The following is a 21253-nucleotide window of genomic DNA, read 5'->3' on the forward strand; positions in this document are numbered from 1 at the left end:
TAACAGTGCGTTCGACCGCCAATTTCTGTACGCTAGCCGCCTCTTTATGCGTCCGCAGCCCACAAGGCCGTCGCGCGCTAGACAGGTCGGCCCCCATCAGGGCCGGCAGTATTTCCCTCATCCATAGGGAAGCCCTCTCTAAATTCCGATTCAGCAGTGTGGTATTTCCTCAAATGAAAGTGTTGAAAAGCCAGGACATCCTGGCGCTGGGTTTTATGACCTTTGCCCTGTTCGTGGGTGCTGGCAACATCATCTTCCCGCCGATCGTGGGTTTGCAGTCCGGTCCACATGTGTGGATCGCCGCACTGGGCTTTCTGATCACCGCCGTCGGCCTGCCCGTTGTGACCGTGATCGCGCTGGCCAAGGTCGGCGGTGGCATGGACGCACTGAGCAGCCCCATCGGCAAGATCGCCGGCGGCGTGCTGGCAGCGGCGGCTTACCTGGCGGTCGGGCCGTTGTTCGCCACCCCGCGTACCGCGACGGTGTCCTTTGAAGTCGGCCTGGCGCCCCTGACCGGCGAAAGCCCGCTGGCGCTGTTTCTGTACAGCTCCGTGTACTTTTTGCTGGTGTTCTTCATTTCCCTGTACCCCGGCCGTTTGCTGGACACCGTGGGCCGCTTTCTGGCGCCGTTGAAGATCATTGCCCTGGCAGTGTTGGGTATTGCGGCCTTTGCCTTGCCGGCCGGTGACGTGGGTGTCGCCACCCCTGAGTACGTGGCCGCGCCGTTTTCCCAGGGCTTCATCAATGGTTACCTGACCATGGATACGCTGGGCGCGCTGGTGTTCGGTATCGTGATCGTCAACGCCATTCGCTCCCGTGGCGTCGAGTCGCCCCAGTTGATCACCCGTTACGCGATCATCGCCGGATTGATTGCTGGGGTAGGTCTGGCGCTGGTGTACATCAGCCTGTTCCGCCTCGGCTCCGGCAGCCATGAAGTGGCAGTGGGTGCCACCAACGGCGCCGCCGTGTTGCATGCCTACGTTCAGCACACCTTTGGTTCGCTGGGCAGCGGCTTTCTTGCCGTACTGATTTCCCTGGCGTGCCTGGTGACGGCGGTGGGCCTGACCTGCGCCTGTGCGGAATACTTCAGCCGCGTACTGCCACTGTCCTACAAGACGCTGGTAATTATCCTGGCAGTGTTTTCGCTGGTGGTGTCCAACTTGGGCCTGACCAAGCTCATCGCGTTTTCTATTCCGGTGCTCACCGCGATCTACCCGCCGTGCATCGTGCTGGTGGCCTTGAGCTTCTGCAAAGGTTTCTGGCAGGAGCAGGGGCGTATCGTTGGGCCCGTGATGTTGGTGTCGTTCATCTTCGGTTGCATCGACGCGCTCAAAGGGGCTGACCTGGCGGGCTGGATGCCGGGGCCCCTGGCGACCCTGCCGTTGAGTGAGCAAGGCCTGGCGTGGCTGGTGCCTTCGGTGATGACCCTGGTGATTGCGGTCGTTATTGACCGTGCCCTGGGCAAGCGCAGCGAAGCCCTCGCTTAATACCGGGTATTTGCACCGCTACTCCAATGCCCCGGCTTACAAGGCGCGGGGCATTTTTTATGGGCGTGCTTGGCAGGCCCTGTAAAAAACACCCGACAAACAAAAACCCGCACTTGGCGGGTTTTTGTTTTAGAGCACGGCGATTAACTTGCCGTCATCAAGCCGTGAGACTCAAGAACCGGTAGCGGGCGCTGCTTCTTTTGCTGCGGCTTCGTTCGATTCTTGCTGGGCTTTGGCAGCTTCGGCGTTTTCTTTTGCGGCGTCGTTCACTTTATCCTGAGCTTCGCTCATTTTTTGTTGAGCTTGTTCAGCGTGTTGGTTCGCATCCTGAGCTTTGTCCTCGGATTTTTTATCGCAGGCGGCGAGGCCAAGGGCAGCGGCCAACATCAAGGAAACAGCTAAAGTCTTGCGCATGGGGTGTTTCTCCTTATTGAAGATATCTACTGGCATTTTGAGCCCGTGCCCTGCGCTTAGTTCATTTTATCCCTCAGATATATAAGACGTTTCTAAGGGGAACTTTCGTTCCGGTTACATACTCCCCCAAGCCTTCACACTAATAAGAGTCTTTGACGAATGACCGAAAACCCTCTTTTCGCCCGTGCCACACGCTTTATATCAGCCATGCGTCATTGCCAGGTGCTGGGCATTCAGGTGCACGCCGCCAGCGAGGCAGGCATGACGCTGGTGTTGCCCTATGGCGCCCATCTTGTGGGGGACCAACAGAGCGGTGTGATCCACGGCGGTGCACTGACCTCATTGATGGACACCGCCTGCGGCCTGTCCACCTTGTGCGTGCTACCGGAGTTCGAGGTGTGTCCTACGCTCGACCTGCGCGTGGATTACATGCACCCGGCTGAACCGCACCAGCCGGTGTTTGGGTTCGCCGAGTGCTATCGCCTTACCCGTGAGGTAATTTTTGCGCGTGGCTTTGCCTACCAGGACGATCCGCAGCAGCCGATCGCCCATGTCGTGGGTACGTTCATGCGCCTGGGCAAGCGGACCAAAGGTACGCAAGGAGTGCGGGCATGACTCATCAATTCAAGACCCGTCTGCAACAAGCCCATGCCCGGGGCAACTATGAAGCGGTGCTCAACCTTATCCCCTATGCCCGGCTGATCGGCCTTGAGTGCACGCGCCAGGGCGACGAGCTGCTGTTTCGCCTGCCGGCCCGCCCAGACAACATTGGCAACCCCACATTGCCTGCGCTGCATGGCGGCGTCATCGCAGGGTTCATGGAGTTGTCGGCTGCGCTGCACCTGCAAGTGTTGACCGGCTCGCCGCACGTGCCGAAGATCATCGACTTTTCCCTGGATTACCTGCGTGCTGGCCAGCTTCGCGACACCTACGCCAAGTGCCAGGTGTGGCGCCAGGGGCGGCGGGTGGCAAACGTGGCAATCACGGCCTGGCAAAGCACCGAGGCCGAGCCGATCGCCACCGCGCGTGCACATTTCAAGATCGAAGAAATAGCCGGCCCTTGAAATCCCGCGCCGAGGCCCCACTTTGATGACAACCCGCCGCCGCCCTTGAGGGCGCGGCCACTGCCATCCAATTGGAGTTTGATGACCATGAGTGTGGAAACTCAAAAGGAAACCCTGGGCTTCCAGACCGAGGTGAAGCAACTGCTGCACCTCATGATCCATTCGCTGTATTCCAACAAGGAAATTTTCCTTCGCGAATTGATCTCGAACGCCTCTGACGCGGTCGACAAATTACGTTTTGAAGCCCTCTCCCAGCCTGAGTTGCTGGAAGGTGGCGCCGAACTGAAAATCCGCGTGAGCTTCGACAAAGACGCCAAGACCGTCACCCTCGAAGACAACGGTATCGGCATGAGCCGTGACGATGCGATCACCCACCTGGGCACCATCGCAAAATCCGGTACTGCCGACTTCATGAAGAACCTGTCGGGCGACCAAAAGAAAGACTCCCACCTGATCGGCCAGTTTGGCGTGGGCTTCTATTCGGCCTTCATCGTGGCCGACAAGGTTGAAGTGTTCAGCCGTCGTGCCGGCCTGGCGGCGGGCGAGGGCGTGCACTGGTCCTCCAAAGGCGAGGGCGAGTTCGAAATCGCCACTGTCGACAAGGCAGACCGCGGCACTCGCATCGTGCTGCACCTGAAATCGGGTGAAGACGAGTTCGCCGATGGCTGGCGCCTGCGCAACGTCATCAAGAAGTACTCCGATCACATCGCCCTGCCTATCGAATTGCCGAAAGAACAAGCGGCTGCCGAAGGCGAAGAGGCCCCGGCCCAGGAATGGGAAGTGGTCAACCGCGCGAGCGCCTTGTGGACCCGTCCTCGTACCGACGTCAAGGAAGAGGAATACCAGGAGTTCTACAAACACATCGCCCACGACTACGAAAACCCGCTGAGCTGGAGCCACAACAAGGTCGAAGGCAAGCTGGAATACAGCTCGCTGCTCTACGTACCGGCCCGTGCCCCGTTCGACCTGTACCAGCGTGAAGCGCCGAAGGGCCTGAAGCTGTACGTGCAGCGCGTGTTCGTGATGGACCAGGCCGAATCGTTCCTGCCGCTGTACCTGCGCTTTATCAAGGGCGTGGTCGACTCCAATGACCTGTCGCTGAACGTGTCGCGGGAAATCCTGCAAAAAGACCCGATCATCGACTCAATGAAGTCGGCGCTGACCAAGCGTGTCCTCGACATGCTGGAAAAACTGGCCAAGAACGAGCCTGAGCACTACAAAGGCTTCTGGAAGAACTTCGGCCAGGTCATGAAAGAAGGCCCGGCGGAAGACTTCGCCAACAAGGAAAAAATCGCCGGCTTGCTGCGTTTTGCCTCGACTCAAGGTGAAGACGGTGAGCAAGTGGTGGCCCTGGCCGAGTACTTGGCCCGTGCCAAGGAAGGTCAGGACAAGATCTACTACCTGACCGGTGAAACCCACGCCCAGGTCAAGAACAGCCCGCACCTGGAAGTCTTCCGCAAGAAAGGCATCGAAGTGCTGCTGCTCACCGACCGTATCGACGAGTGGCTGATGAGCTACCTCACCGAGTTCGACGGCAAGAACTTTGTCGACGTGGCGCGTGGCGACCTGGACCTGGGCAACCTGGATTCGGAAGAAGACAAGAAGGCGGCCGAAGAAGTGGCCAAGGCCAAAGAAGGCCTGGTTGAGCGCATCAGGACCGCCTTGGGCGATGCTGTCAGCGAAGTGCGGGTTTCGCATCGTCTGACCGACTCCCCGGCGATTCTGGCCATCGGTGAGCAGGACCTGGGCCTGCAGATGCGTCAGATCCTTGAGGCTAGCGGCCAGAAAGTACCGGACTCCAAGCCGATCTTCGAATTCAACCCGGCTCACCCGCTGATCGAGAAACTCGATGGCGAGCAGAGCGAAGAGCGTTTTGGCGACCTGTCGCACATCCTCTTCGACCAGGCGGCCCTGGCGGCCGGCGACAGCCTGAAAGACCCGGCGGCGTATGTGCGCCGGTTGAACAAGCTGTTGGTTGAACTGTCGGTTTAACACCGTTGTAAGAAAACCCCGCTTCGGCGGGGTTTTTTGTTCTCGTGCGACTCAACTGGAGTGAATGATGAGCCAAGTCACAGTACGTTCCGTGGTCTATCAGCTTGATGGCCAGCCTTATGAAAGCCGTCTGGTGTTTGACGCCGCTCATCAGGGGCCATTGCCTGGGTTGTTGATGGCGCCAAACTGGATGGGTGTGAGTGCGGGCGCTGAACAGATCGCCAAAAGCGTGGCCGCCAAGGGCTACGTGGTGCTGCTGGCCGACTTGTACGGGCAAGGTGTTCGCCCTGCCAATGGTGACGAGGCGGGGGCGGCGATGATGCCGTTGAAAAATGACCGGGCACTGCTGCGCAAGCGTATGCAAGTGGCGTTCGAGCAGTTGCAAGGGCAGGCGGACGCGGCGGTGGATACATCCAGGCTGGCCTCGTTCGGCTTCTGCTTTGGCGGGTGCTGCGCCCTGGAACTGGCCCGTAGCGGTGCGCCATTGAAAGCCGCCGTTTCGTTCCACGGCTCGCTCGACACGCCAAACCCGGCCGACGCCAAAAACATTAAAGGGTCTGTGCTGGTACTGCACGGCGCTTCTGACCCGCTAGTGGCCAAAGAGCAACTGCCAGCGTTTGAGGACGAAATGAACGCTGCCCAGGTGGACTGGCAACTGCTCAGCTACGGCGGCGCCGTGCATTCGTTCACTGACCCGCACGCCAATGTGCCAGGCAAAATGATGTACGACGCCAAGACCTCGGCGCGGGCGTTCCAGTCGATGCACAACCTGCTGGACGAAGTGTTCAAAGGCTGACGCGTTCAGCACAGGCCTGCCCGCCGTCACGCGTGAATGTGGGCAGGCCTGTGTCAGCTAACGCACGGGCAACTCGATGCGCTCCTGTTCGCCCGGCACCGTTGGCCAATCCCCGGCCGCCCAGCGCTGGCGCGCCTGTTCGATCAGCGCCGCATCGCTGGCGACGAAATTCCAGTTGACCCTGCGAGGCCCATCCAGCGCCGCGCCGCCGAGTATCACCAGGTGGCATTCGCTCTCGGCGAACAGCGACAGGCTCTGACCCTTTGGCAACACCACCAGGCTGTGCAGTTCCAGCGGTTCGCCCTCCAGTTGCGCGTCGCCCGCCAGTACATACACCGCGCGCTCCTCATGCTCGTCAGGAATCAACAGGGTGGTTGCCGTCTGCATCTGCACCTCGGCGTACAGCGTGGGCGACAACACCGGCACCGGTGATTCCAGGCAGAAGCCGTTCCCGGCAATCAGGCGGATCTGCACGCCCAGGCTGTCACTGACCGGCAGGCTGGCGGCAGGGTGATGACTGTAATGGCCCAGCCCTTGTTCGTGAGCCCTGGGGGAGGCCAGCCACACTTGCAGGCCGTGCAGGCTGAAACCGTGGGCCTTGAGCGCGTCGGGTGTGCGTTCCACATGGGCGATGGCCGCGCCTGCGGTCATCCAACTGACATCGCCCGCCCGCACGACCTGTTCGGAACCCAGGCTGTCCTTGTGCAGTACTTCGCCTTCAAGCAGGTAGGTGAGGGTGGACAGGCCGATATGGGGATGTTGGCGGATATTCATGCCGCTGCCCGGTGCGTAGCGGGTTGGCAGCATGTGGTCGAAGAACACAAACGGGCCCACCGCACGGCAATCCCGTGAGGGGATCGGGCGCAGAATCGGCTGGCCTTCAACGTCTTCGGGGCGGGGGCGAATTACGAGGGGCATGGTGCATCCCTGTCTAAGCGGGAAAGGCCTGAGCATAACCCGCTTGGCAGGGGCAGTGACCGATTGGTTGAGGGCACCTTCTGAAAGCCGCGTTTGAATCGTGACCTCAGCGCTGGTCATCAGCGTGCCCACGCGTGTTCTTTGTCTTTTGCGGCAGAACCCACGTAGGCCGTTTGCGGTCTATGCTGACTGACTCTCGTCGAGGTGTTACCTGTGCCCAGCGCTCGCCTGAATATTGCCCTGTTTCTGACCATGACCAGCCTTGCCGCGCAGGCACGGGAGTATGTCTACAGCGATGCCCACCTGCACTATGTCGACTTTTTCCAGGAGTCGGCGGGTATGGACGCGTTACTGCAGGCCATGGCCGACAACCGTATCGACCACGCGATGATTTCTGGTATCACAGTGGCCAAGAAGTGGCACGAAGATGAACCCAAGCGCCCACGTTATTACGCGGGCGATGATGCTGATGTCTATTGGTACAGCGCCACGGATATCTTCGTCGCCGATGCGGTAAAAAAGCTTACGGCCGAACAGCGCCAGCACTTTCACCCGTTCCTGAGCGGCTTCAACCCCGGTGACAAGAACTCCGTGGCCCATATACAGCGCATGCTCGACCTTAACCCGGGGGTGTGGCAGGGCATCGGTGAGGTCTTTACCCGGCACGACGACCTGACGGCCCTGACCGCCGGTGACACACCCAGAGCCAATAGCGAAGCCATGACCCGGGTGTATCACCTGGCAGCCGAAAACGATTTGCCGGTCATGGTGCATTCCAACATCACGTCCAAACGTGAGAAAAACCCGCTGTACCTGGCAGAGATGGAAGAGCCCCTGCGTGATCATCCACACACCCGGTTTATCTGGGCGCATGCGGGCACCAGCATTGAGATCCACCGCCACCAGACGCAGATGGAGTTTTTGCTGCCCACGCTGACCCGAATGCTTGAGCGTTACCCCAACCTCTACATCGACCTGTCCTGGAGCGTGCTCACGCCTTATTTGCTCGATGAAGCGGGCGTGCCGCGTTCGGAGTGGGTGGCTCTGGTGGAGCGCTTCCCGGAGCGCTTCATGCTGGGGTCGGATGTGGTCGGGCGATTCGGCAAGCTGGGTAAGGAAATGCGCGGCTTTGATCCCTTCCTCGATGCATTGCCCGAAGCGGTGGCCAGGAAGGTCGCGCGGGATAACTTCCTGGCGATCTTGCCCAAGGGCACGCGGCAGGCACCGGACAACTAGGCCGCCAACAAAAACGCCCCGAACCAGTCGGGGCGTTTTCATGGCATCAAGCGCGGGGTCTTACTGACCCTGCCAGCGTTTCAGTACCAGGGTGGCGTTGGTGCCACCAAAGCCGAAGCTGTTGCTCATGACGGTGTCGATCTTTGCATTTTCACGGGTCTTGGTCAGGATCGGCATGTCGGCCACTGCCGGATCCAGTTCTTCGATGTTGGCGGAGCCGGCCATGAAGCCGCCTTCCATCATCAGCAGGCAGTAGATCGCTTCGTGAACACCGGCGGCGCCCAGGGAGTGGCCCGACAGACTCTTGGTCGAGCTGATGGCCGGAGCCTTGTCGCCAAAGACCGCACGCACGCCTTCCATTTCCTTGGAGTCGCCAACGGGCGTCGAGGTGCCGTGGGTGTTCAGGTAGTCGATCGGGGTGTCCACGGTCGCCATGGCCATCTGCATGCAGCGGATGGCGCCTTCACCGCTTGGCGCAACCATGTCGTAGCCATCGGAAGTGGCGCCGTAGCCGACGATTTCCGCGTAGATCTTCGCGCCACGGGCCAGGGCGTGTTCCAGCTCCTCGACCACGACCATGCCGCCACCACCGGCGATGACGAAACCGTCACGCTTGGCGTCGTAGGCACGGGAGGCTTTTTCCGGGGTTTCGTTGTACTGGGTCGACAGCGCGCCCATGGCGTCGAACAGGAACGACTGGCTCCAGTGTTCTTCTTCACCGCCACCGGCAAACACGATGTCTTGCTTGCCCAGTTGGATCTGCTCGACAGCGGTGCCGATGCAGTGAGCACTGGTGGCGCACGCCGACGAGATCGAGTAGTTCACGCCCTTGATCTTGAATGGCGTGGCCAGGCAGGCGGAAACGGTGCTGCCCATGGTCCGCGTGACGCGGTAGGGGCCCACGCGTTTCACGCCTTTTTCGCGCAGGATGTCCAGCGCTTCCATCTGGTTGAGGGTCGACGCGCCACCAGAGCCTGCGATCAGGCCGGTGCGTACGTTGGACACCTGGTCTTCGCTGAGGCCCGAGTCCTTGATGGCATCCTGCATCGCGAGGTAGGCGTAAGCGGCTGCGTGACCGACGAAACGATAGATCTTGCGGTCGATCAGTTCTTCAAGGTTCAGGTCGATGGAACCGGCAACCTGGCTACGCAGGCCCTTTTCGGCATATTCCGGGTTGAAGCGGATGCCGGGGCGGCTAGCACGCAGGTTAGCGGAGACGGTCTCTTTGTCATTGCCCAGGCACGAAACGATGCCCAGACCAGTGATAACGACGCGGCGCATGCGGATAACCCTTAAAAGTTGTCAGTGGAAGTGAACACGCCGACCCGAAGGCCTTCGGCGGTGTAGATTTCGCGACCGTCGACAGTCACCGAACCATCGGCAATGGCCAGGTTCAGCTTGCCCTTGAGGACGCGCTTGATTTGAATGTTGTAGGTGACTTTCTTGGCGGTAGGCAGCACCTGGCCAAAGAACTTCACTTCGCCCGAACCCAGGGCGCGGCCGCGGCCTGGCAGGCCTTGCCAGCCCAGATAAAAACCGACCAGTTGCCACATGGCATCAAGGCCCAGGCAGCCCGGCATCACCGGGTCACCTTCAAAATGGCAGGCGAAGAACCACAGGTCCGGCGTGATATCCAGCTCGGCGACCAATTCACCTTTGCCGTACTTGCCGCCCTCTTCGCTGATATGGGTGATGCGATCCACCATCAGCATGTTGGGGGCGGGCAGTTGCGCGTTACCTGGGCCGAACAGCTCACCGCGACTGCAGCGCAGCAGGTCTTCCCGGGTAAAGGCGTTTTGTTTGGTCATGCGAGCTCCTCAATAATCCATGCGGCAGGGCAGGGCAAATCTTCCCGACCGACTGAAGCGTTCATGCCTCACATCGGCAGCCTACACATAGACTATTGCGTTGTAGTGAAAGTCACAGCGTTCAAGGACGTCAATGTACACTTGTGCACTGAAATTTTAAACCGGGCCGTTTTACGGCCTCATTCGGGTGCCTAAGACTGCCGTAATTTCGTCTTTCACGCCAGTCGCAAGTGCCTCATGACCGCCATCTACTGCACCCAACGCTGTAGGATTTGCTGTAAATCGGTGCGTTTAAACGGCTTGGCCAGGTAATCGTTCATACCGGCGGCCAGGCAGGCCTCGCGGTCGCCCTGCAAGGCGTTGGCGGTCAGGGCGATAATCGGCAGGTCGGCGCAGCCCGGCAACTGGCGAATCTGTCGCGTGGCCTCGTAGCCGTCGATGCCCGGCAGGCGGCAGTCCATCAGGATCACGGTAAAAATCAGGCTTTCGGCGCTGCGAATCGCTTCGGCGCCGTCGGTGGCGATACTCACCTCAAACCCCAGGCTGCGCAGCATGGCCTCGACCACGGTGCGGTTAACCGGGTTGTCTTCCACCAGCAATACATTGCGTCCCTCGCCGGCGCCGGCCTTGCCGTCGGTGTCCGGGGCGGTCACGGGCAAGCTGTGCTGGTAGATCGCCAGGGGGATTTCCAGGGTAAACACCGAGCCTTCGCCTTCTTCGCTCTGCGCCCGCAGGGTGCCGCCCATGCGTTCGGCCAGGGTGCGGGCGATCGGCAGGCCCAGCCCGGTGCCGCCGTAACGCCTGGAAATGGAGCTGTCGGCCTGCTGGAACGCATTGAACATCAGTTCCAGGCTTTCCTTTGAAATACCGATGCCGCTGTCACGCACGGTGCAGGTGAACCACAGCAGTTCATGGTCCAGCGTCTGCCAGTGGGGCTCGATCGTCACGCCTCCACGTTCGGTGAACTTCAGGGCATTGCCGATCAGGTTCACCAGGATTTGCCGGATCCGTGTCGGATCGCCCTGTACCTGCAAGGCCCCCACGCTTTGCGGCAGCAGCAGCGTCAGTGCCAGCTCCCGTTGCTGGGCGGCGTGCTGGAACGCCTGGGCACAGTTGTTGATCAACTCCACCAGGTCAAACGGAATGTGCTCCAGTTCCAGGGCCGAGCGTTCGATACGTGAGAAATCGAGAATGTCGTTGATGACCTTGAGCAAATGCTCGGTGGACTCGGACGCCAGCGCCGCGTACTCGGTCTGCTCCTCGGTCATGTCGGTGGTTTCCAGCAACTGCAGCATGCCCAATACGCCGTTCATCGGGGTGCGCAGTTCATGGCTCATCATGGCCAGGAAGTCGGACTTGGCATTGTTGGCCTGCTCGGCTTCTTCGCGGGTCTGGATCAACTGGGCCATGGCCTGTTGCTGTTCCCGGCTGGCCTGGTGCAGGCCATCGGCCAGGTTATTGATATGGCGCGACAGGTCGCCCAGCTCCGAGTCATCGACGATAGGTAGCGGTGTCTTGTAATCGCCTTGTTGAATCGCCTTGACCGCATTACCCATGGCGCTGATGGGCTGCGACAGGCTGGCCGACAGGCGCCGCGCCAGCAAAAAGGTAAACAGCAGGGCGAACAGCGCCAGAATCCCCGCCTTGAACAGGATCTCTTGCTGACGATGGCTGAAGGCGTCATTGGACATGCCGACGATCACCCGGCCCAGGTAATCGGCGCGGGGCGCCTTGGGTTCGGTGATGTTGTCCTGGAAAAAGTCATTGCCCAGCTGGATGTGCTGCAAGCGGATCGGCGCCTGGAACACTTTGACCGACAGCGAACGGTCATGCTTGTCCGAGGGTTGCTCCACATACACCAGGATATTTTCGGTGCTGTCCTGAATCTCCAGAAAGCGCACGTGCGGGGTGGCCAGGGTGGCGCGCAGCAGGCTTTCAAGCACGTCGTTGTTGCCTGAGATCACGCCGTACTCGGTGGCCGGTGCCAGTTGGTTGGCGATCAACTGGCCGGTGTGGTCCAGCTCCTGGCGCAAGTCCTGGAGGCGCACGAAGGTAAAGAAGCTGATCAACAACAGTGTCAGCAACAGCGCCGGGCCCAGGGTGATGAGCTGGGTGCGGGTGTTGATGTCCCAACGGCGACGAAAGATCATGGGCGTTGTTCTCCTTCGGCCAGGCGTTCGGCGACGGTAGTTTCGTCGACCTGCTCAATGCCCAGCGAGCGTGCAACTTGCGGGTTGCCCGCGACTTTGAAGTGTTGCGGGTACAGCGAGCGCGGCCAGGTGGACGGTGAATGGTCCAGCAGGCGGTCGAGTACGTTCAGCCAGTCGGTCTGGTCGCTGTACGTGCTGGCCAGGCTGCCGGCCCGCACGAACCCGGCGTTGGGCCCCACCAGCGGCAACTGTTGGGCGTAGCTGCTGAGCAACAGGTTTTTCACGGTCTTGGGGTTGTACAGCTGGGGATCGTCCAGGCCCAGCAGCACATCGCTGTTCTTGAACAGGGTTTGCAGCGCGCGGCTGTCATTAATGTTGTCCCAGCGCTGTGACACGATCTCCAGGCCCAGGGGGGCGGCGTCTTTACGCAGCTCGCTGAGCAGGAACTCGCTGTCGAGGCCATAAAGCACGCCAATGCGACGTGCCTGCGGCAGGATGTTGCTGATCAGGCGCAGTTGGCGGTCGGGTGGCGGGTCGCTCCACAGCAGGCTGATTTTTGCTGGCACCGTGTCGCCCAGGCGCTGGCGTGCTTGCAGGCGGCTGATGCGCAAGACCAGGGTCGGCGGGCCCTGGACGTCTTGCAGGCGCCAGTCCAGGCCGGGCAAGTCCAGCAGGATCAAGCGGGTGGTGGCAGGCAGGTGCGCCGGTGTGGGGAGTTCTTGCAGCGGCGTGAACTTCACGCTGTCGTCGGGGCGCTGCTTGCTCAGGGCCTGTGCGAACGCCTGCACGCCGGGGCCATCTTCGGCGGCGGTCAGCAGAATATCAGCCGCCTGCACCGGCAGGCTGCACAGGGCCAGTGCCAACAAAAGGCAGCGCCGCCGGATCCGGGCGGCAAAGGGGAGGGTCATCCGTGACTGAGGGCGGTCCATGCTAGAACTCTAACTCCGCACTGAAGTAGAGGACGTGGCGCTGGTCATAGTTGTTGTCGGGCCAGGTGGTGGGCTGGTGGTCGAGGCGTTGTTGCAGCATGCCGGCCAGCTCCAGGTTGGCTTTGCCCAAGTGGATACGCTTGGCCACCCGCAGGTCGACCCGCTCGAAGCGATATTGGTTGAGGGCGTCGTCGCCATAGTAGAACACCGCGCTGGACCAGCCCTGGCCCCATTCGCGCATCCACCCGGCCGAGCCACTGTTGCGCGAGGTTTGGGCGCGGTCCAGCGGGTTGGTGGCGCTGGCATCCACGTAAGCATAGGTGAGCCGCACGCGGTCGGCGTCGCTCATGCGCCAGTCCAGCTGGGTTTCGGTGCCGGTAAACCGCGAGCTGTTGGCGTTACTGGCGATGTACTGGTTGTTGCGCAGCGGCTCGCTGATCATCTTGGTGATTTCGTCATAGAACAATTTGACGTCCACGCTCAGCCCGAAGTCGGCAAAAAAGCCGTTGTAGCCCAGCTCCCGCGAGCGCATCAGCTCTTTGTCGAGGTTGCCCGGGCCGCGGGTCACCACAAAGTATTGGCCGGAGTTCTGGCCATAGGCCGGGGAACTCAGGTTGGTGACGCGGTAGCTCCAGTTGACGTTGTTCTCGAACATGTCCGGAGAGCGGATAGCCTCCGAATACACCGCCCGCAGGCCGTGGCGCGGGTTGATCAGGTAGTTGACCGCCACCCGGGGCGTCAGCGAGTTGCCGCTCAGGTGGGTGTCTTCATACATGGCGCCGCCTTGCAGCAGCCAGTGTTCGCTGGCGCGCCACTCCAGTTGGCCGAACAGGCGCCAGGTATTGTCGTCCAGGGTGCCGTTGAAGTAGGTGTCGGAGTCGGCGCGGTCGTAGCGGTAATTCATGCCGGTGACCATGCGCAGGCTGTCGGACAGGCTCAAGGTGTCTTGCAGTTCCAGGTCGTAGCGGCTTTCGCGGGTGCTTTGGTTAATGTCGCCGCACACACTTTGGCTGGCGCCGTTGCGCCACTGGTCCAGCACCTGGTTGCCCAAGTCCTGTTCGGCCGCACTGCCGGGTGGCGCGCTGCCTTGGCTGTAGGTGTCCATGTGCCGCGCCAGTTGCTCGGCATAGTTGGGGTTGAGCTGCCAGAGCCGGGTCAGCTCGGGGCTGAACGAGACTTTGGCGTCGCAGGCCTTCCAGATCTGGCGACGGTCCCATTGCTGGGCAGAGCCTTGAATGTACAGGCTGTGATCGGGGTTGAACTCGATGTTCCAACGCAGCGAGCCGGCATAGTCCTTGGCAGAGACGTCGGAATTGTCGCCACCGTCGGTAATCCCTGCAAATACCGGCTTGTAGGTGTAGGGCCGCTGGTTTGTCCCTTCCTTGGCGCTCACCTGCCAGTCAATGCTTTGCTGCTGATTCAGGGTCTGGCTCACCGACAAACTGAAGCGGTTCAAGCGCCGACTGTCGCGGTAGTCGCCGCCGGCGGCGTTTTTGTCAAAACCGTCATCCTGCTGGCCGGACATCGACAGGCGCAAATCGCCGGTTTCCCAGCCCATGCCCTGGCTGGCATACCAGTCGTTGATCCCGCGCCCACCCTGGGTAATCTTCACCCGGGTGCCCTGGCTATTGGCTGGCGAGCGGGTGAGGATGTTGACCACCGCCATCAGGGCGTTGGCGCCGTAGCTGACCGTGTTGGGGCCACGAAAAACTTCGATGCGGTCGATGTCTTCGAGCGCCACCGGGATGTCGCTCCAGTCCACCGTGGCCAGGCCTGCGCGGTACACCGAGCGCCCGTCGATCAGCACTTGCATGCGTCGCGCGTTGCCGGCCTGGGTGCCGTGGTAGTTGATAGAGGCCTGGTTGCCGGTGGTGTAGCCGACCATCATCCCGGGCACCAGGCGCAGCAGCTCGGGAATATCCCGGGCACCGCTGGCCTTGATCAGTTCGCTGTCGATCACCGTCATGCTGCCGGGCACGGCGGCAGGCGACTGCTTGAGCCGGGTGGCGGTGAGCACCTGCGGCAGCGGCTGGCTGTCGAGGAACAAGTCGTCGGCCAGCAACGGGCCACTGCACAGCAACGCCAGAAAAAGGGATGAGCGGGGAGGAGGGCCCAAATACACGGCACGGCCTTGATAATTGCGGATAGCCGCCCATGTTAACTGAGGCGGGGCCTTTTGCCATTCGCTGTGCCGGGATTTACGTCACATAAACGTGGCATTTTCCGACAAAGCGCGGAATTTGCGCGGGGGCTGGCCGCAGGCGGGTCGCTCCGTATAATGCGGCCATCGCCACTGCTATGGATGAACGGATTGCATATGACTGAACAGCGCCCTATTGCGGTCCTGGGAGGCGGAAGTTTTGGTACCGCCGTGGCAAACCTGTTGGCCGAGAACGGCCATCAGGTGCGTCAATGGATGCGTGACCCCGAGCAGGCCGAGGCCATCCGGGTCAACCGGGAAAACCCCCGTTACCTCAAAGGCATCAAGATCCTGCCAGCGGTGGAGCCGGTCACCGACCTGCTGGCCACCTTGCAGGCGTGCGACCTGTGCTTCGTCGCCCTGCCATCCAGCGCCCTGCGCACGGTACTGGCGCCGCACGCCGAACAACTGGCGGGCAAGTGTCTGGTCAGCCTGACCAAGGGCATCGAAGCCCACACCTTCAAGCTGATGAGCGAGATCCTTCAAGACATCGCGCCCAAGGCGCGGATCGGCGTGCTGTCGGGCCCCAACCTTGCGCGCGAAGTGGCCGAGCATGCGTTGACCGCCACCGTGGTAGCCAGTGAAGACGAGGCCCTGTGTGAGCTCGTTCAGGCCGTGCTGCATGGCCGCACGTTTCGCGTGTATGCCAGCGCCGACCGGTTTGGCGTCGAGCTGGGCGGGGCGCTTAAAAACGTTTACGCGATCATCGCCGGCATGGCGGTGGCCCTGGGCATGGGGGAAAACACCAAGAGCATGCTGATCACCCGCGCCCTGGCCGAGATGACCCGTTTTGCGGTGAACCAGGGCGCCAACCCCATGACCTTTCTCGGCCTGGCCGGGGTGGGTGACCTGATCGTCACCTGTTCCTCGCCCAAGAGCCGCAATTACCAGGTGGGCTTCGCGCTGGGCCAGGGGTTGAGCCTGGAAGACGCGGTGGCGCGCCTGGGCGAGGTGGCGGAGGGGGTCAACACGCTTAAAGTGCTCAAGGCCAAGGCCCAGGAAGTGGGGGTGTACATGCCGCTGGTGGCCGGTTTGCATGCGATCCTGTTTGAAGGGCGCACACTGAACCAGGTCATCGAGCTGCTGATGCGTGCCGAGCCCAAGACCGACGTCGATTTTATTTCCACCAGTGGTTTCAATTGAGGAACACGGGATGAACGATCCGAAAACAGCCCCCAAATACGAGTCCATAGTCCTGCGGGTGCTGTGGATGCTGGTGTTCGCACTGGTGTGGCAAGTGGCACAGTTTCTGTTGGGCGCGCTGGTGCTGGTGCAACTGGTATACCGCCTGGTGTACGGCGCGCCGAACCTGGGCCTGATGAACGTTGGTGACAGCCTCAGCCAATTCCTGGCGCAGATTGGCCGTTTCGGCAGCTTCCACACCGAGCAAAAACCCTGGCCGTTCGCCGACTGGCCCGCCCCCCGCGCCCCGGAAGGCGAAGCTGCCCACAGCGTGCCGCCCGCACCGCACCCGGCGCGGGACGAGGAGCCCAAGCTATGACCCTGTGGGTGCTACGACACGGCGAAGCCGAAGGGCATGCCCGCACCGACGCCGAGCGCAACCTCACCGCCCATGGCCGTGAAGAGGTGCTGCGCAGCGCGGCCCGCCTGATCGGGCAGCCGCTGCACGCGATCATCGCCAGCCCGTATGTGCGGGCCCAGCAAACGGCGCACCTGGTGCGTGACGCGCTGGGTTTTGCCCCGCCGATTCGCACGGTGCCCTGGCTGACCCCCGACAGCAACCCGCTGCATGTACTGGATCAACTCGACACGGCCGACAGCATCTTGCTGGTCAGCCATCAGCCCTTGGTGGGCAGCCTGATCAGCCTGTTGCAGCACGGCCACCTGCGCCAGCCGCAGCCCATGAGCACCGCCAGCCTCGCCGAGCTGGACGGCGACTTCCCGTTGGCGGGGTTGATGAGCCTGGTGGGCGTAAAAAATCCTTAGGAATAATTTCTACGTTGTGTGTGATATTGACTGCCTCATACAACAAACAAGGACAGATGCATGAGCCTGTGGCGCACCCAACCCAATCTTGAGCAACTCAACGCCCTGCAGAAGAACACTATCGGTGAAGTGCTGGACATTCGCTTCGATAGTTTCGATGAGCAGTCCCTGACCGCCAGCATGGTGATCGACCACCGCACCCATCAACCCTACGGCCTGCTGCATGGCGGCGCTTCGGTGGTGCTGGCGGAAACCGTGGGCTCGATGGCCAGCTACCTGTGCATCGACGTCAGCAAGTTCTATTGCGTGGGCCTGGAAATCAACGCCAACCACCTGCGTGGCTTGCGCAGCGGGCGCGTAACCGCAGTGGCCACGCCGATTCACGTCGGGCGCACCACCCATGTGTGGGACATCCGCCTGACCAGCGACGAAGGCAAGGCCAGCTGTGTATCGCGCCTGACCATCGCCGTGGTGCCACTGGGCGAACAACCGCCGGCCCGCTAGGGATGGCGTGAGTGTCCTCTGTCCTGGCAGTTACGGTCGTTGCCGTGGTTGCCGGGGCTGGCGAGAATCAACGCTCTGTTTACAGTGATAGGGCCAGGTATGCCGCAGCACGTTTTTTTCGCTCACGCCAATGGGTTTCCGTCGGCGACCTACGGCAAATTGTTCGCCGCCCTGGCCCCCGAATACGCCGTCGCGCACTTGCCACAACACGGCCACGACCCCAGGTTTCCGGTGGATGACAACTGGCAGAACCTGGTGGACGAACTGATCCATCACCTCCAGCAACAGCCCGAACCCGTGTGGGGCGTGGGCCATTCGCTGGGCGGTGTGCTGCATTTGCACGCGGCCATGCGCTGCCCGCGGTTGTACCGTGGGGTGGTGATGCTCGACTCCCCGGTGTTCACCCGTGCCGACCGCTGGGTGATCCGTGCCGCCAAGCGCTTTGGCTTTATCGACCGCCTGACCCCGGCAGGGCGCACCCTGGGGCGTCGCGAGGAATTCGCCGACCTTGCGGCGGCGCGCCAGTATTTTGCCGGCAAGACCCTTTTTCGCGGTTTTGATCCCGATTGCTTCGACGCCTACCTGCAACATGGCTTGCAACCCAAGGGCGACCGCCTGCGCCTGCGTTTTGACCCGGCCACCGAAATCAGCATTTACCGGGGCGTGCCCCACACCAGCCCCGGCCAGGTCCGCCAGTTGTAAGTGCCGTTGGCGGTGGTGCGTGGCCAGCAGAGCCGGGTGGTGATGCGTCATCACACCAGCGGGGTAGGGCGCCTGCCCCACGGCGAAATGCTGAGCATGCCCGGCGGCCATATGTTTCCGCTTGAACGCCCGCAAGACACCGCCCGCTTGATCAAAAACCTCTTCGCTCGTTGGGAAGCCCGTTGCGCATGAACACACCGGTAGAAGAAGTGCGCCTGAGCCTGCCCCACATCGAGTTGGCGGCCCACCTGTTCGGACCGGAAAACGGCCTGCCCGTGATCGCCCTGCATGGCTGGTTGGACAACGCCAACAGCTTCGCCCGTTTGGCGCCCAAGCTTGAAGGCTTGCGCATCATCGCGCTGGACATGGCCGGTCACGGTCACTCGGCCCATCGGCCGGCCGGGGCCGGTTATGCGCTGTGGGATTACGTCCACGATGTGCTGCAAGTGGCCGAACAGCTCGGCTGGAAACGTTTTGCATTACTTGGTCACTCCCTCGGCGCGATCGTTTCGGTAGTGCTGGCGGGCGCCTTGCCCGAGCGGGTCACGCACCTGGGATTGATCGACGGTGTGATCCCGCCGACGGCCACCGGCGAGAACGCCGCCGAGCGCCTGGGCATGGCGTTGCAGGCCCAGTTGAGGCTGCAAGACAAGCGCAAGCCGGTGTACGACACGCTTGAGCACGCGGTGGAAGCCCGCATGAAAGGCGTGGTGGCGGTCAGCCGTGAAGCCGCGCAATTGCTGGCCCAGCGCGGGTTGATGCCGGTGCCGGGCGGTTATACCTGGCGCAGTGACAGCCGCCTGACCCTGGCTTCGCCGATGCGTCTTACAGAAGAACAGGCCATGGCTTTCGTCCAGCGCGTGTCGTGCCCGACGCAACTGGTGGTCGCCGAGGACGGCATGCTGGCGAAACATTCCGAATTGCTTTCCCGGCTGACGTTCAAGGTCGACTGCCTGCCCGGTGGCCATCATTTACACGTGAATGATGAGGCGGGCGCGGTTCTTGTTGCAGACTGTTTCAATCGGTTCTTCTCCGCGCCTTGACTTGAACCAGGCAACTGCCGAGGCTGGGCGGATCCAAAAGGAGCCAATCATGAACAATCTCGACACCGCTGCAACCCGCCCTGGCCGGGGTTTGCCGATCCGATGAGCCTGCCAAAGGGATGTATCCGTATTCTGGGGCTCTGCTGTTTCAGCCCGCTCGTATTCGCCGCCGATGTGCCGGGCAGCCAGGACCTGCCGGGCGTGGCCCGCCCGGTCGACGCGCAAATTGTCGACTACCGCGCACCCGAAGAGCGTGAGCGCATTTACCCCATGGGCGCGATCCGCAAGATCAGCGGCCAATTGCGCTACGAAGGCCAGGCCACCGCACGCGGCAACGTCACCGCCATTACCTACGAACTGCCTGCCGAACACCCCTCCAGTGCCGCGTTCACCGCCACCCGCGAAGCGTTGCAGGCCCAGGGCGCGCAGTTGCTGTTCTGGTGCCAGGCCCGCGACTGCGGAGAAAGCAGCCTGTGGGCCAACGAAGTGCTGGGCAACGCAAAACTGGTGGGCGCCGACGGCCAGCAGGAATTTTTGCTGCTGCGCCGTGCGGCCCCGCAGGACAACGACCTGATCGCGCTGTACGGCATTACCCGGGGCAACCGCCGCGCCTACCTGCACGTGGAACACATGGAGGCGAGCGCGCCCTTGGGCGACTTGTTGCCCACGTCAAACACGCTGTTGCGCGAGCTTAAAAGCACCGGCGAGCTGGATTTGCCGGCACTGAGCGGCGCGCCCGATGCCACCTGGCTGACGTTGATTTCCCGTGGGCTGAACCTGGACGCCACCTTGCGGGTCAGCCTCACCGGCCCCAGCGCCGAAGCCTGGCGCCAGGGCCTGATTGACCAAGGCGTGCGGGCCGCGCGCATGGAAACCGGCACCGATCAGGCCAAGGGCCTGCACCTGCATCTGATACGCTGAGCGCCGCAAGGGCGAACGGACCCGCGCCGTTCGCCTAACCTCTTCCTCTACCGACGTCTTTTCGAGAACCTACATGCTCAATAACGATCGCCTGCTGGTGCAGATCCTGCTCCTGGTGCTGTTTGGCGCCAGCTTCTGGGTGATGGCACCGTTCTGGTCGGCGCTGTTCTGGGGGGCGGTACTGGCGTTTGCCAGTTGGCCATTGATGCGCCTGCTCACCCGTGCGCTGGGCGGGCGCGAATCCCTGGCGGCGGGCATTTTGACCCTGGGCTGGATCTTGTTGGTGGCGGTGCCGCTGGTGTGGGTGGGGTTCAACCTGGCCGATCACGTGCGCGATGCCGTGGGCTTGATCAAGGACATCCAGGTCGACGGCCTGCCCGCAGCGCCGACCTGGCTGGCGGCGATTCCGTTTGTCGGCGACCGCCTGGTGGCGATGTGGGACAGCATCGACCAACAAGGCGCGGCGCTGATGGTCAGCCTCAAGCCCTACCTGGGGCAGGTGGGGAACTGGCTGCTGGCGCGCAGCGCACAGATCGGCGGCGGGATCCTGGAGTTGACCCTGAGCCTGGTGTTTGTGTTCTTTTTCTACCGGGACGGCCCGCGCCTGGCCATGTTCGTGCACCGTCTACTGGAGCGCCTGATCGGCCAGCGCGCCGGTTATTACCTGGAACTGGTGGCGGGCACCGTGCAGCGGGTGGTCAATGGTGTGATCGGTACGGCGGCGGCCCAGGCATTGCTGGCGCTGATCGGCTTTCTGATTGCCGGTGTGCCGGGCGCGCTGGTGCTGGGCATCGCCACCTTTTTGCTCAGCCTGATCCCCATGGGGCCGCCGCTGGTGTGGATCCCGGCCACGGCGTGGATGGCCTGGAAGGGCGACTACACCTACGCGGTATTTCTGGGGGTATGGGGCACGTTCATCATCAGCGGCGTGGACAACGTGCTCAAGCCGTACCTGATCAGCCGTGGCGGCAACCTGCCGTTAGTGATCGTGCTGCTGGGAGTGTTCGGCGGGCTGATTGCCTTTGGTTTCATCGGCTTGTTTATCGGGCCGACCTTACTGGCGGTGGCCTACAGCCTGCTGATGGACTGGAGTACCAGCCAAGCGCAGAACCGGAGCGAAGATCGCCCCGGTAACTGACGCG

20 protein-coding genes and 1 pseudogene are annotated in these 21253 nt (G+C 61.9%); 14 read left to right on the forward strand and 7 right to left on the reverse strand.

Annotation, left to right across the window (positions count from 1 at the left end):
* Positions 1-173 precede the first annotated feature (173 nt).
* On the forward strand, positions 174-1487 hold the full coding sequence (brnQ, locus tag ACW9H9_RS07620; RefSeq protein ID WP_457342462.1) for a branched-chain amino acid transport system II carrier protein: 1314 nt from the start codon (positions 174-176) through the stop codon (positions 1485-1487).
* Between the two features lie 171 nt (positions 1488-1658).
* Here brnQ and ACW9H9_RS07625 read toward each other — a convergent pair whose 3' ends face one another.
* Positions 1659-1901: a hypothetical protein gene (locus tag ACW9H9_RS07625; RefSeq protein ID WP_457342461.1), complete on the reverse strand. Its 243-nt coding sequence runs from the start codon at positions 1899-1901 to the stop codon at positions 1659-1661.
* 159 nt (positions 1902-2060) lie between these two features.
* On the opposite strand from ACW9H9_RS07625, the gene ACW9H9_RS07630 reads away from it, so the two are divergent.
* The 4 genes from ACW9H9_RS07630 to ACW9H9_RS07645 all read left to right on the forward strand — a co-directional run bounded on the left by ACW9H9_RS07630 (position 2061) and on the right by ACW9H9_RS07645 (position 5753).
* Positions 2061-2516 carry a PaaI family thioesterase gene (locus ACW9H9_RS07630; protein ID WP_457342460.1) on the forward strand — a complete coding sequence of 152 codons (456 nt, stop codon included), beginning with the start codon at positions 2061-2063 and terminating at the stop codon, positions 2514-2516.
* Positions 2513-2965: a PaaI family thioesterase gene (locus ACW9H9_RS07635; protein ID WP_457342459.1), complete on the forward strand. Its 453-nt coding sequence runs from the start codon at positions 2513-2515 to the stop codon at positions 2963-2965. Before ACW9H9_RS07630 ends, ACW9H9_RS07635 begins: the two co-directional genes overlap by 4 nt.
* An 87-nt stretch (positions 2966-3052) precedes the next feature.
* Positions 3053-4957, forward strand: coding sequence for a molecular chaperone HtpG (gene htpG / locus ACW9H9_RS07640; RefSeq protein ID WP_457342458.1), 1905 nt, complete (start codon positions 3053-3055; stop codon positions 4955-4957).
* A 67-nt stretch (positions 4958-5024) separates the two neighbouring features.
* Positions 5025-5753, forward strand: coding sequence for a dienelactone hydrolase family protein (locus ACW9H9_RS07645; RefSeq protein ID WP_457342457.1), 729 nt, complete (start codon positions 5025-5027; stop codon positions 5751-5753).
* Positions 5754-5810: 57 nt separating this feature from the next.
* On the opposite strand, the gene ACW9H9_RS07650 is transcribed toward ACW9H9_RS07645, so the two are convergent.
* Positions 5811-6671 carry a pirin family protein gene (locus tag ACW9H9_RS07650; protein ID WP_457342456.1) on the reverse strand — a complete coding sequence of 287 codons (861 nt, stop codon included), beginning with the start codon at positions 6669-6671 and terminating at the stop codon, positions 5811-5813.
* A gap of 252 nt (positions 6672-6923) precedes the next feature.
* Between ACW9H9_RS07650 and ACW9H9_RS07655 the strand changes: the two genes are divergently transcribed.
* Complete coding sequence (locus tag ACW9H9_RS07655) at positions 6924-7907, forward strand: amidohydrolase family protein (protein WP_457342576.1); 984 nt, start codon at positions 6924-6926, stop codon at positions 7905-7907.
* A 60-nt stretch (positions 7908-7967) separates the two neighbouring features.
* Here ACW9H9_RS07655 and fabB read toward each other — a convergent pair whose 3' ends face one another.
* The 5 genes from fabB to ACW9H9_RS07680 all read right to left on the reverse strand — a co-directional run bounded on the left by fabB (position 7968) and on the right by ACW9H9_RS07680 (position 14916).
* A complete protein-coding gene (gene fabB, locus ACW9H9_RS07660) occupies positions 7968-9188 on the reverse strand; it encodes a beta-ketoacyl-ACP synthase I (protein ID WP_457342455.1) in 1221 nt (406 codons plus the stop codon).
* Positions 9189-9199: 11 nt separating this feature from the next.
* Entirely contained in the window at positions 9200-9715 is a 516-nt protein-coding gene (fabA, locus tag ACW9H9_RS07665; protein WP_003210552.1) for a 3-hydroxyacyl-[acyl-carrier-protein] dehydratase FabA, read from the reverse strand.
* Between the two features lie 248 nt (positions 9716-9963).
* Complete coding sequence (locus ACW9H9_RS07670; protein WP_457342454.1) at positions 9964-11865, reverse strand: ATP-binding protein; 1902 nt, start codon at positions 11863-11865, stop codon at positions 9964-9966.
* Entirely contained in the window at positions 11862-12794 is a 933-nt protein-coding gene (locus ACW9H9_RS07675) for an ABC transporter substrate-binding protein (protein WP_457342453.1), read from the reverse strand. Before ACW9H9_RS07675 ends, ACW9H9_RS07670 begins: the two co-directional genes overlap by 4 nt.
* A gap of 1 nt (position 12795) precedes the next feature.
* On the reverse strand, positions 12796-14916 hold the full coding sequence (locus ACW9H9_RS07680; protein ID WP_457342452.1) for a TonB-dependent receptor plug domain-containing protein: 2121 nt from the start codon (positions 14914-14916) through the stop codon (positions 12796-12798).
* A 195-nt stretch (positions 14917-15111) separates the two neighbouring features.
* On the opposite strand from ACW9H9_RS07680, the gene ACW9H9_RS07685 reads away from it, so the two are divergent.
* The 8 genes and pseudogenes from ACW9H9_RS07685 (at position 15112) to ACW9H9_RS07720 (ending at position 21249) form a co-directional block, all read left to right on the forward strand.
* Positions 15112-16137 (forward strand): NAD(P)H-dependent glycerol-3-phosphate dehydrogenase, encoded by a 1026-nt coding sequence (locus ACW9H9_RS07685; RefSeq protein WP_457342451.1) that lies wholly within the window; start codon positions 15112-15114, stop codon positions 16135-16137.
* Between the two features lie 10 nt (positions 16138-16147).
* Positions 16148-16495, forward strand: a complete 348-nt coding sequence (locus tag ACW9H9_RS07690; protein WP_457342450.1) for a DUF4389 domain-containing protein — start codon at positions 16148-16150, stop codon at positions 16493-16495.
* Positions 16492-16941: a phosphohistidine phosphatase SixA gene (gene sixA, locus ACW9H9_RS07695; protein ID WP_457342449.1), complete on the forward strand. Its 450-nt coding sequence runs from the start codon at positions 16492-16494 to the stop codon at positions 16939-16941. Before ACW9H9_RS07690 ends, sixA begins: the two co-directional genes overlap by 4 nt.
* 60 nt (positions 16942-17001) lie before the next feature.
* Entirely contained in the window at positions 17002-17445 is a 444-nt protein-coding gene (locus tag ACW9H9_RS07700) for a hotdog fold thioesterase (RefSeq protein WP_457342448.1), read from the forward strand.
* A gap of 99 nt (positions 17446-17544) precedes the next feature.
* Positions 17545-18339, forward strand: a pseudogene (locus ACW9H9_RS07705) (alpha/beta fold hydrolase).
* Positions 18336-19190, forward strand: coding sequence for an alpha/beta hydrolase (locus ACW9H9_RS07710; RefSeq protein WP_457342447.1), 855 nt, complete (start codon positions 18336-18338; stop codon positions 19188-19190). The pseudogene ACW9H9_RS07705 and the gene ACW9H9_RS07710 overlap by 4 nt, the downstream one beginning before the upstream one ends.
* Positions 19191-19292: 102 nt before the next feature.
* Positions 19293-20111, forward strand: a complete 819-nt coding sequence (locus tag ACW9H9_RS07715; RefSeq protein ID WP_457342446.1) for a DUF4892 domain-containing protein — start codon at positions 19293-19295, stop codon at positions 20109-20111.
* A 73-nt stretch (positions 20112-20184) separates the two neighbouring features.
* Positions 20185-21249 (forward strand): AI-2E family transporter, encoded by a 1065-nt coding sequence (locus ACW9H9_RS07720; RefSeq protein WP_457342445.1) that lies wholly within the window; start codon positions 20185-20187, stop codon positions 21247-21249.
* Positions 21250-21253: the final 4 nt, after the last annotated feature.

This window comes from Pseudomonas sp. SDO5215_S409 (genome assembly GCF_054071325.1).

Excerpts from the sequence above, each read along its gene's own strand:
- ACW9H9_RS07655 (WP_457342576.1), top strand. The coding sequence starts at position 6,924 with ATGACCAGCCTTGCCGCGCAGGCACGGGAGTATGTCTACAGCGATGCC.
- fabA (WP_003210552.1), bottom strand. The coding sequence starts at position 9,715 with ATGACCAAACAAAACGCCTTTACCCGGGAAGACCTGCTGCGCTGCAGT.
- htpG (WP_457342458.1), top strand. The coding sequence starts at position 3,053 with ATGAGTGTGGAAACTCAAAAGGAAACCCTGGGCTTCCAGACCGAGGTG.
- sixA (WP_457342449.1), top strand. The coding sequence starts at position 16,492 with ATGACCCTGTGGGTGCTACGACACGGCGAAGCCGAAGGGCATGCCCGC.
- fabB (WP_457342455.1), bottom strand. The coding sequence starts at position 9,188 with ATGCGCCGCGTCGTTATCACTGGTCTGGGCATCGTTTCGTGCCTGGGC.
- ACW9H9_RS07650 (WP_457342456.1), bottom strand. The coding sequence starts at position 6,671 with ATGCCCCTCGTAATTCGCCCCCGCCCCGAAGACGTTGAAGGCCAGCCG.
- ACW9H9_RS07720 (WP_457342445.1), top strand. The coding sequence starts at position 20,185 with ATGCTCAATAACGATCGCCTGCTGGTGCAGATCCTGCTCCTGGTGCTG.
- ACW9H9_RS07700 (WP_457342448.1), top strand. The coding sequence starts at position 17,002 with ATGAGCCTGTGGCGCACCCAACCCAATCTTGAGCAACTCAACGCCCTG.
- ACW9H9_RS07690 (WP_457342450.1), top strand. The coding sequence starts at position 16,148 with ATGAACGATCCGAAAACAGCCCCCAAATACGAGTCCATAGTCCTGCGG.
- ACW9H9_RS07670 (WP_457342454.1), bottom strand. The coding sequence starts at position 11,865 with ATGATCTTTCGTCGCCGTTGGGACATCAACACCCGCACCCAGCTCATC.
- ACW9H9_RS07630 (WP_457342460.1), top strand. The coding sequence starts at position 2,061 with ATGACCGAAAACCCTCTTTTCGCCCGTGCCACACGCTTTATATCAGCC.
- ACW9H9_RS07685 (WP_457342451.1), top strand. The coding sequence starts at position 15,112 with ATGACTGAACAGCGCCCTATTGCGGTCCTGGGAGGCGGAAGTTTTGGT.
- ACW9H9_RS07710 (WP_457342447.1), top strand. The coding sequence starts at position 18,336 with ATGAACACACCGGTAGAAGAAGTGCGCCTGAGCCTGCCCCACATCGAG.
- ACW9H9_RS07625 (WP_457342461.1), bottom strand. The coding sequence starts at position 1,901 with ATGCGCAAGACTTTAGCTGTTTCCTTGATGTTGGCCGCTGCCCTTGGC.
- brnQ (WP_457342462.1), top strand. The coding sequence starts at position 174 with ATGAAAGTGTTGAAAAGCCAGGACATCCTGGCGCTGGGTTTTATGACC.
- ACW9H9_RS07715 (WP_457342446.1), top strand. The coding sequence starts at position 19,293 with ATGAGCCTGCCAAAGGGATGTATCCGTATTCTGGGGCTCTGCTGTTTC.
- ACW9H9_RS07645 (WP_457342457.1), top strand. The coding sequence starts at position 5,025 with ATGAGCCAAGTCACAGTACGTTCCGTGGTCTATCAGCTTGATGGCCAG.
- ACW9H9_RS07675 (WP_457342453.1), bottom strand. The coding sequence starts at position 12,794 with ATGGACCGCCCTCAGTCACGGATGACCCTCCCCTTTGCCGCCCGGATC.
- ACW9H9_RS07635 (WP_457342459.1), top strand. The coding sequence starts at position 2,513 with ATGACTCATCAATTCAAGACCCGTCTGCAACAAGCCCATGCCCGGGGC.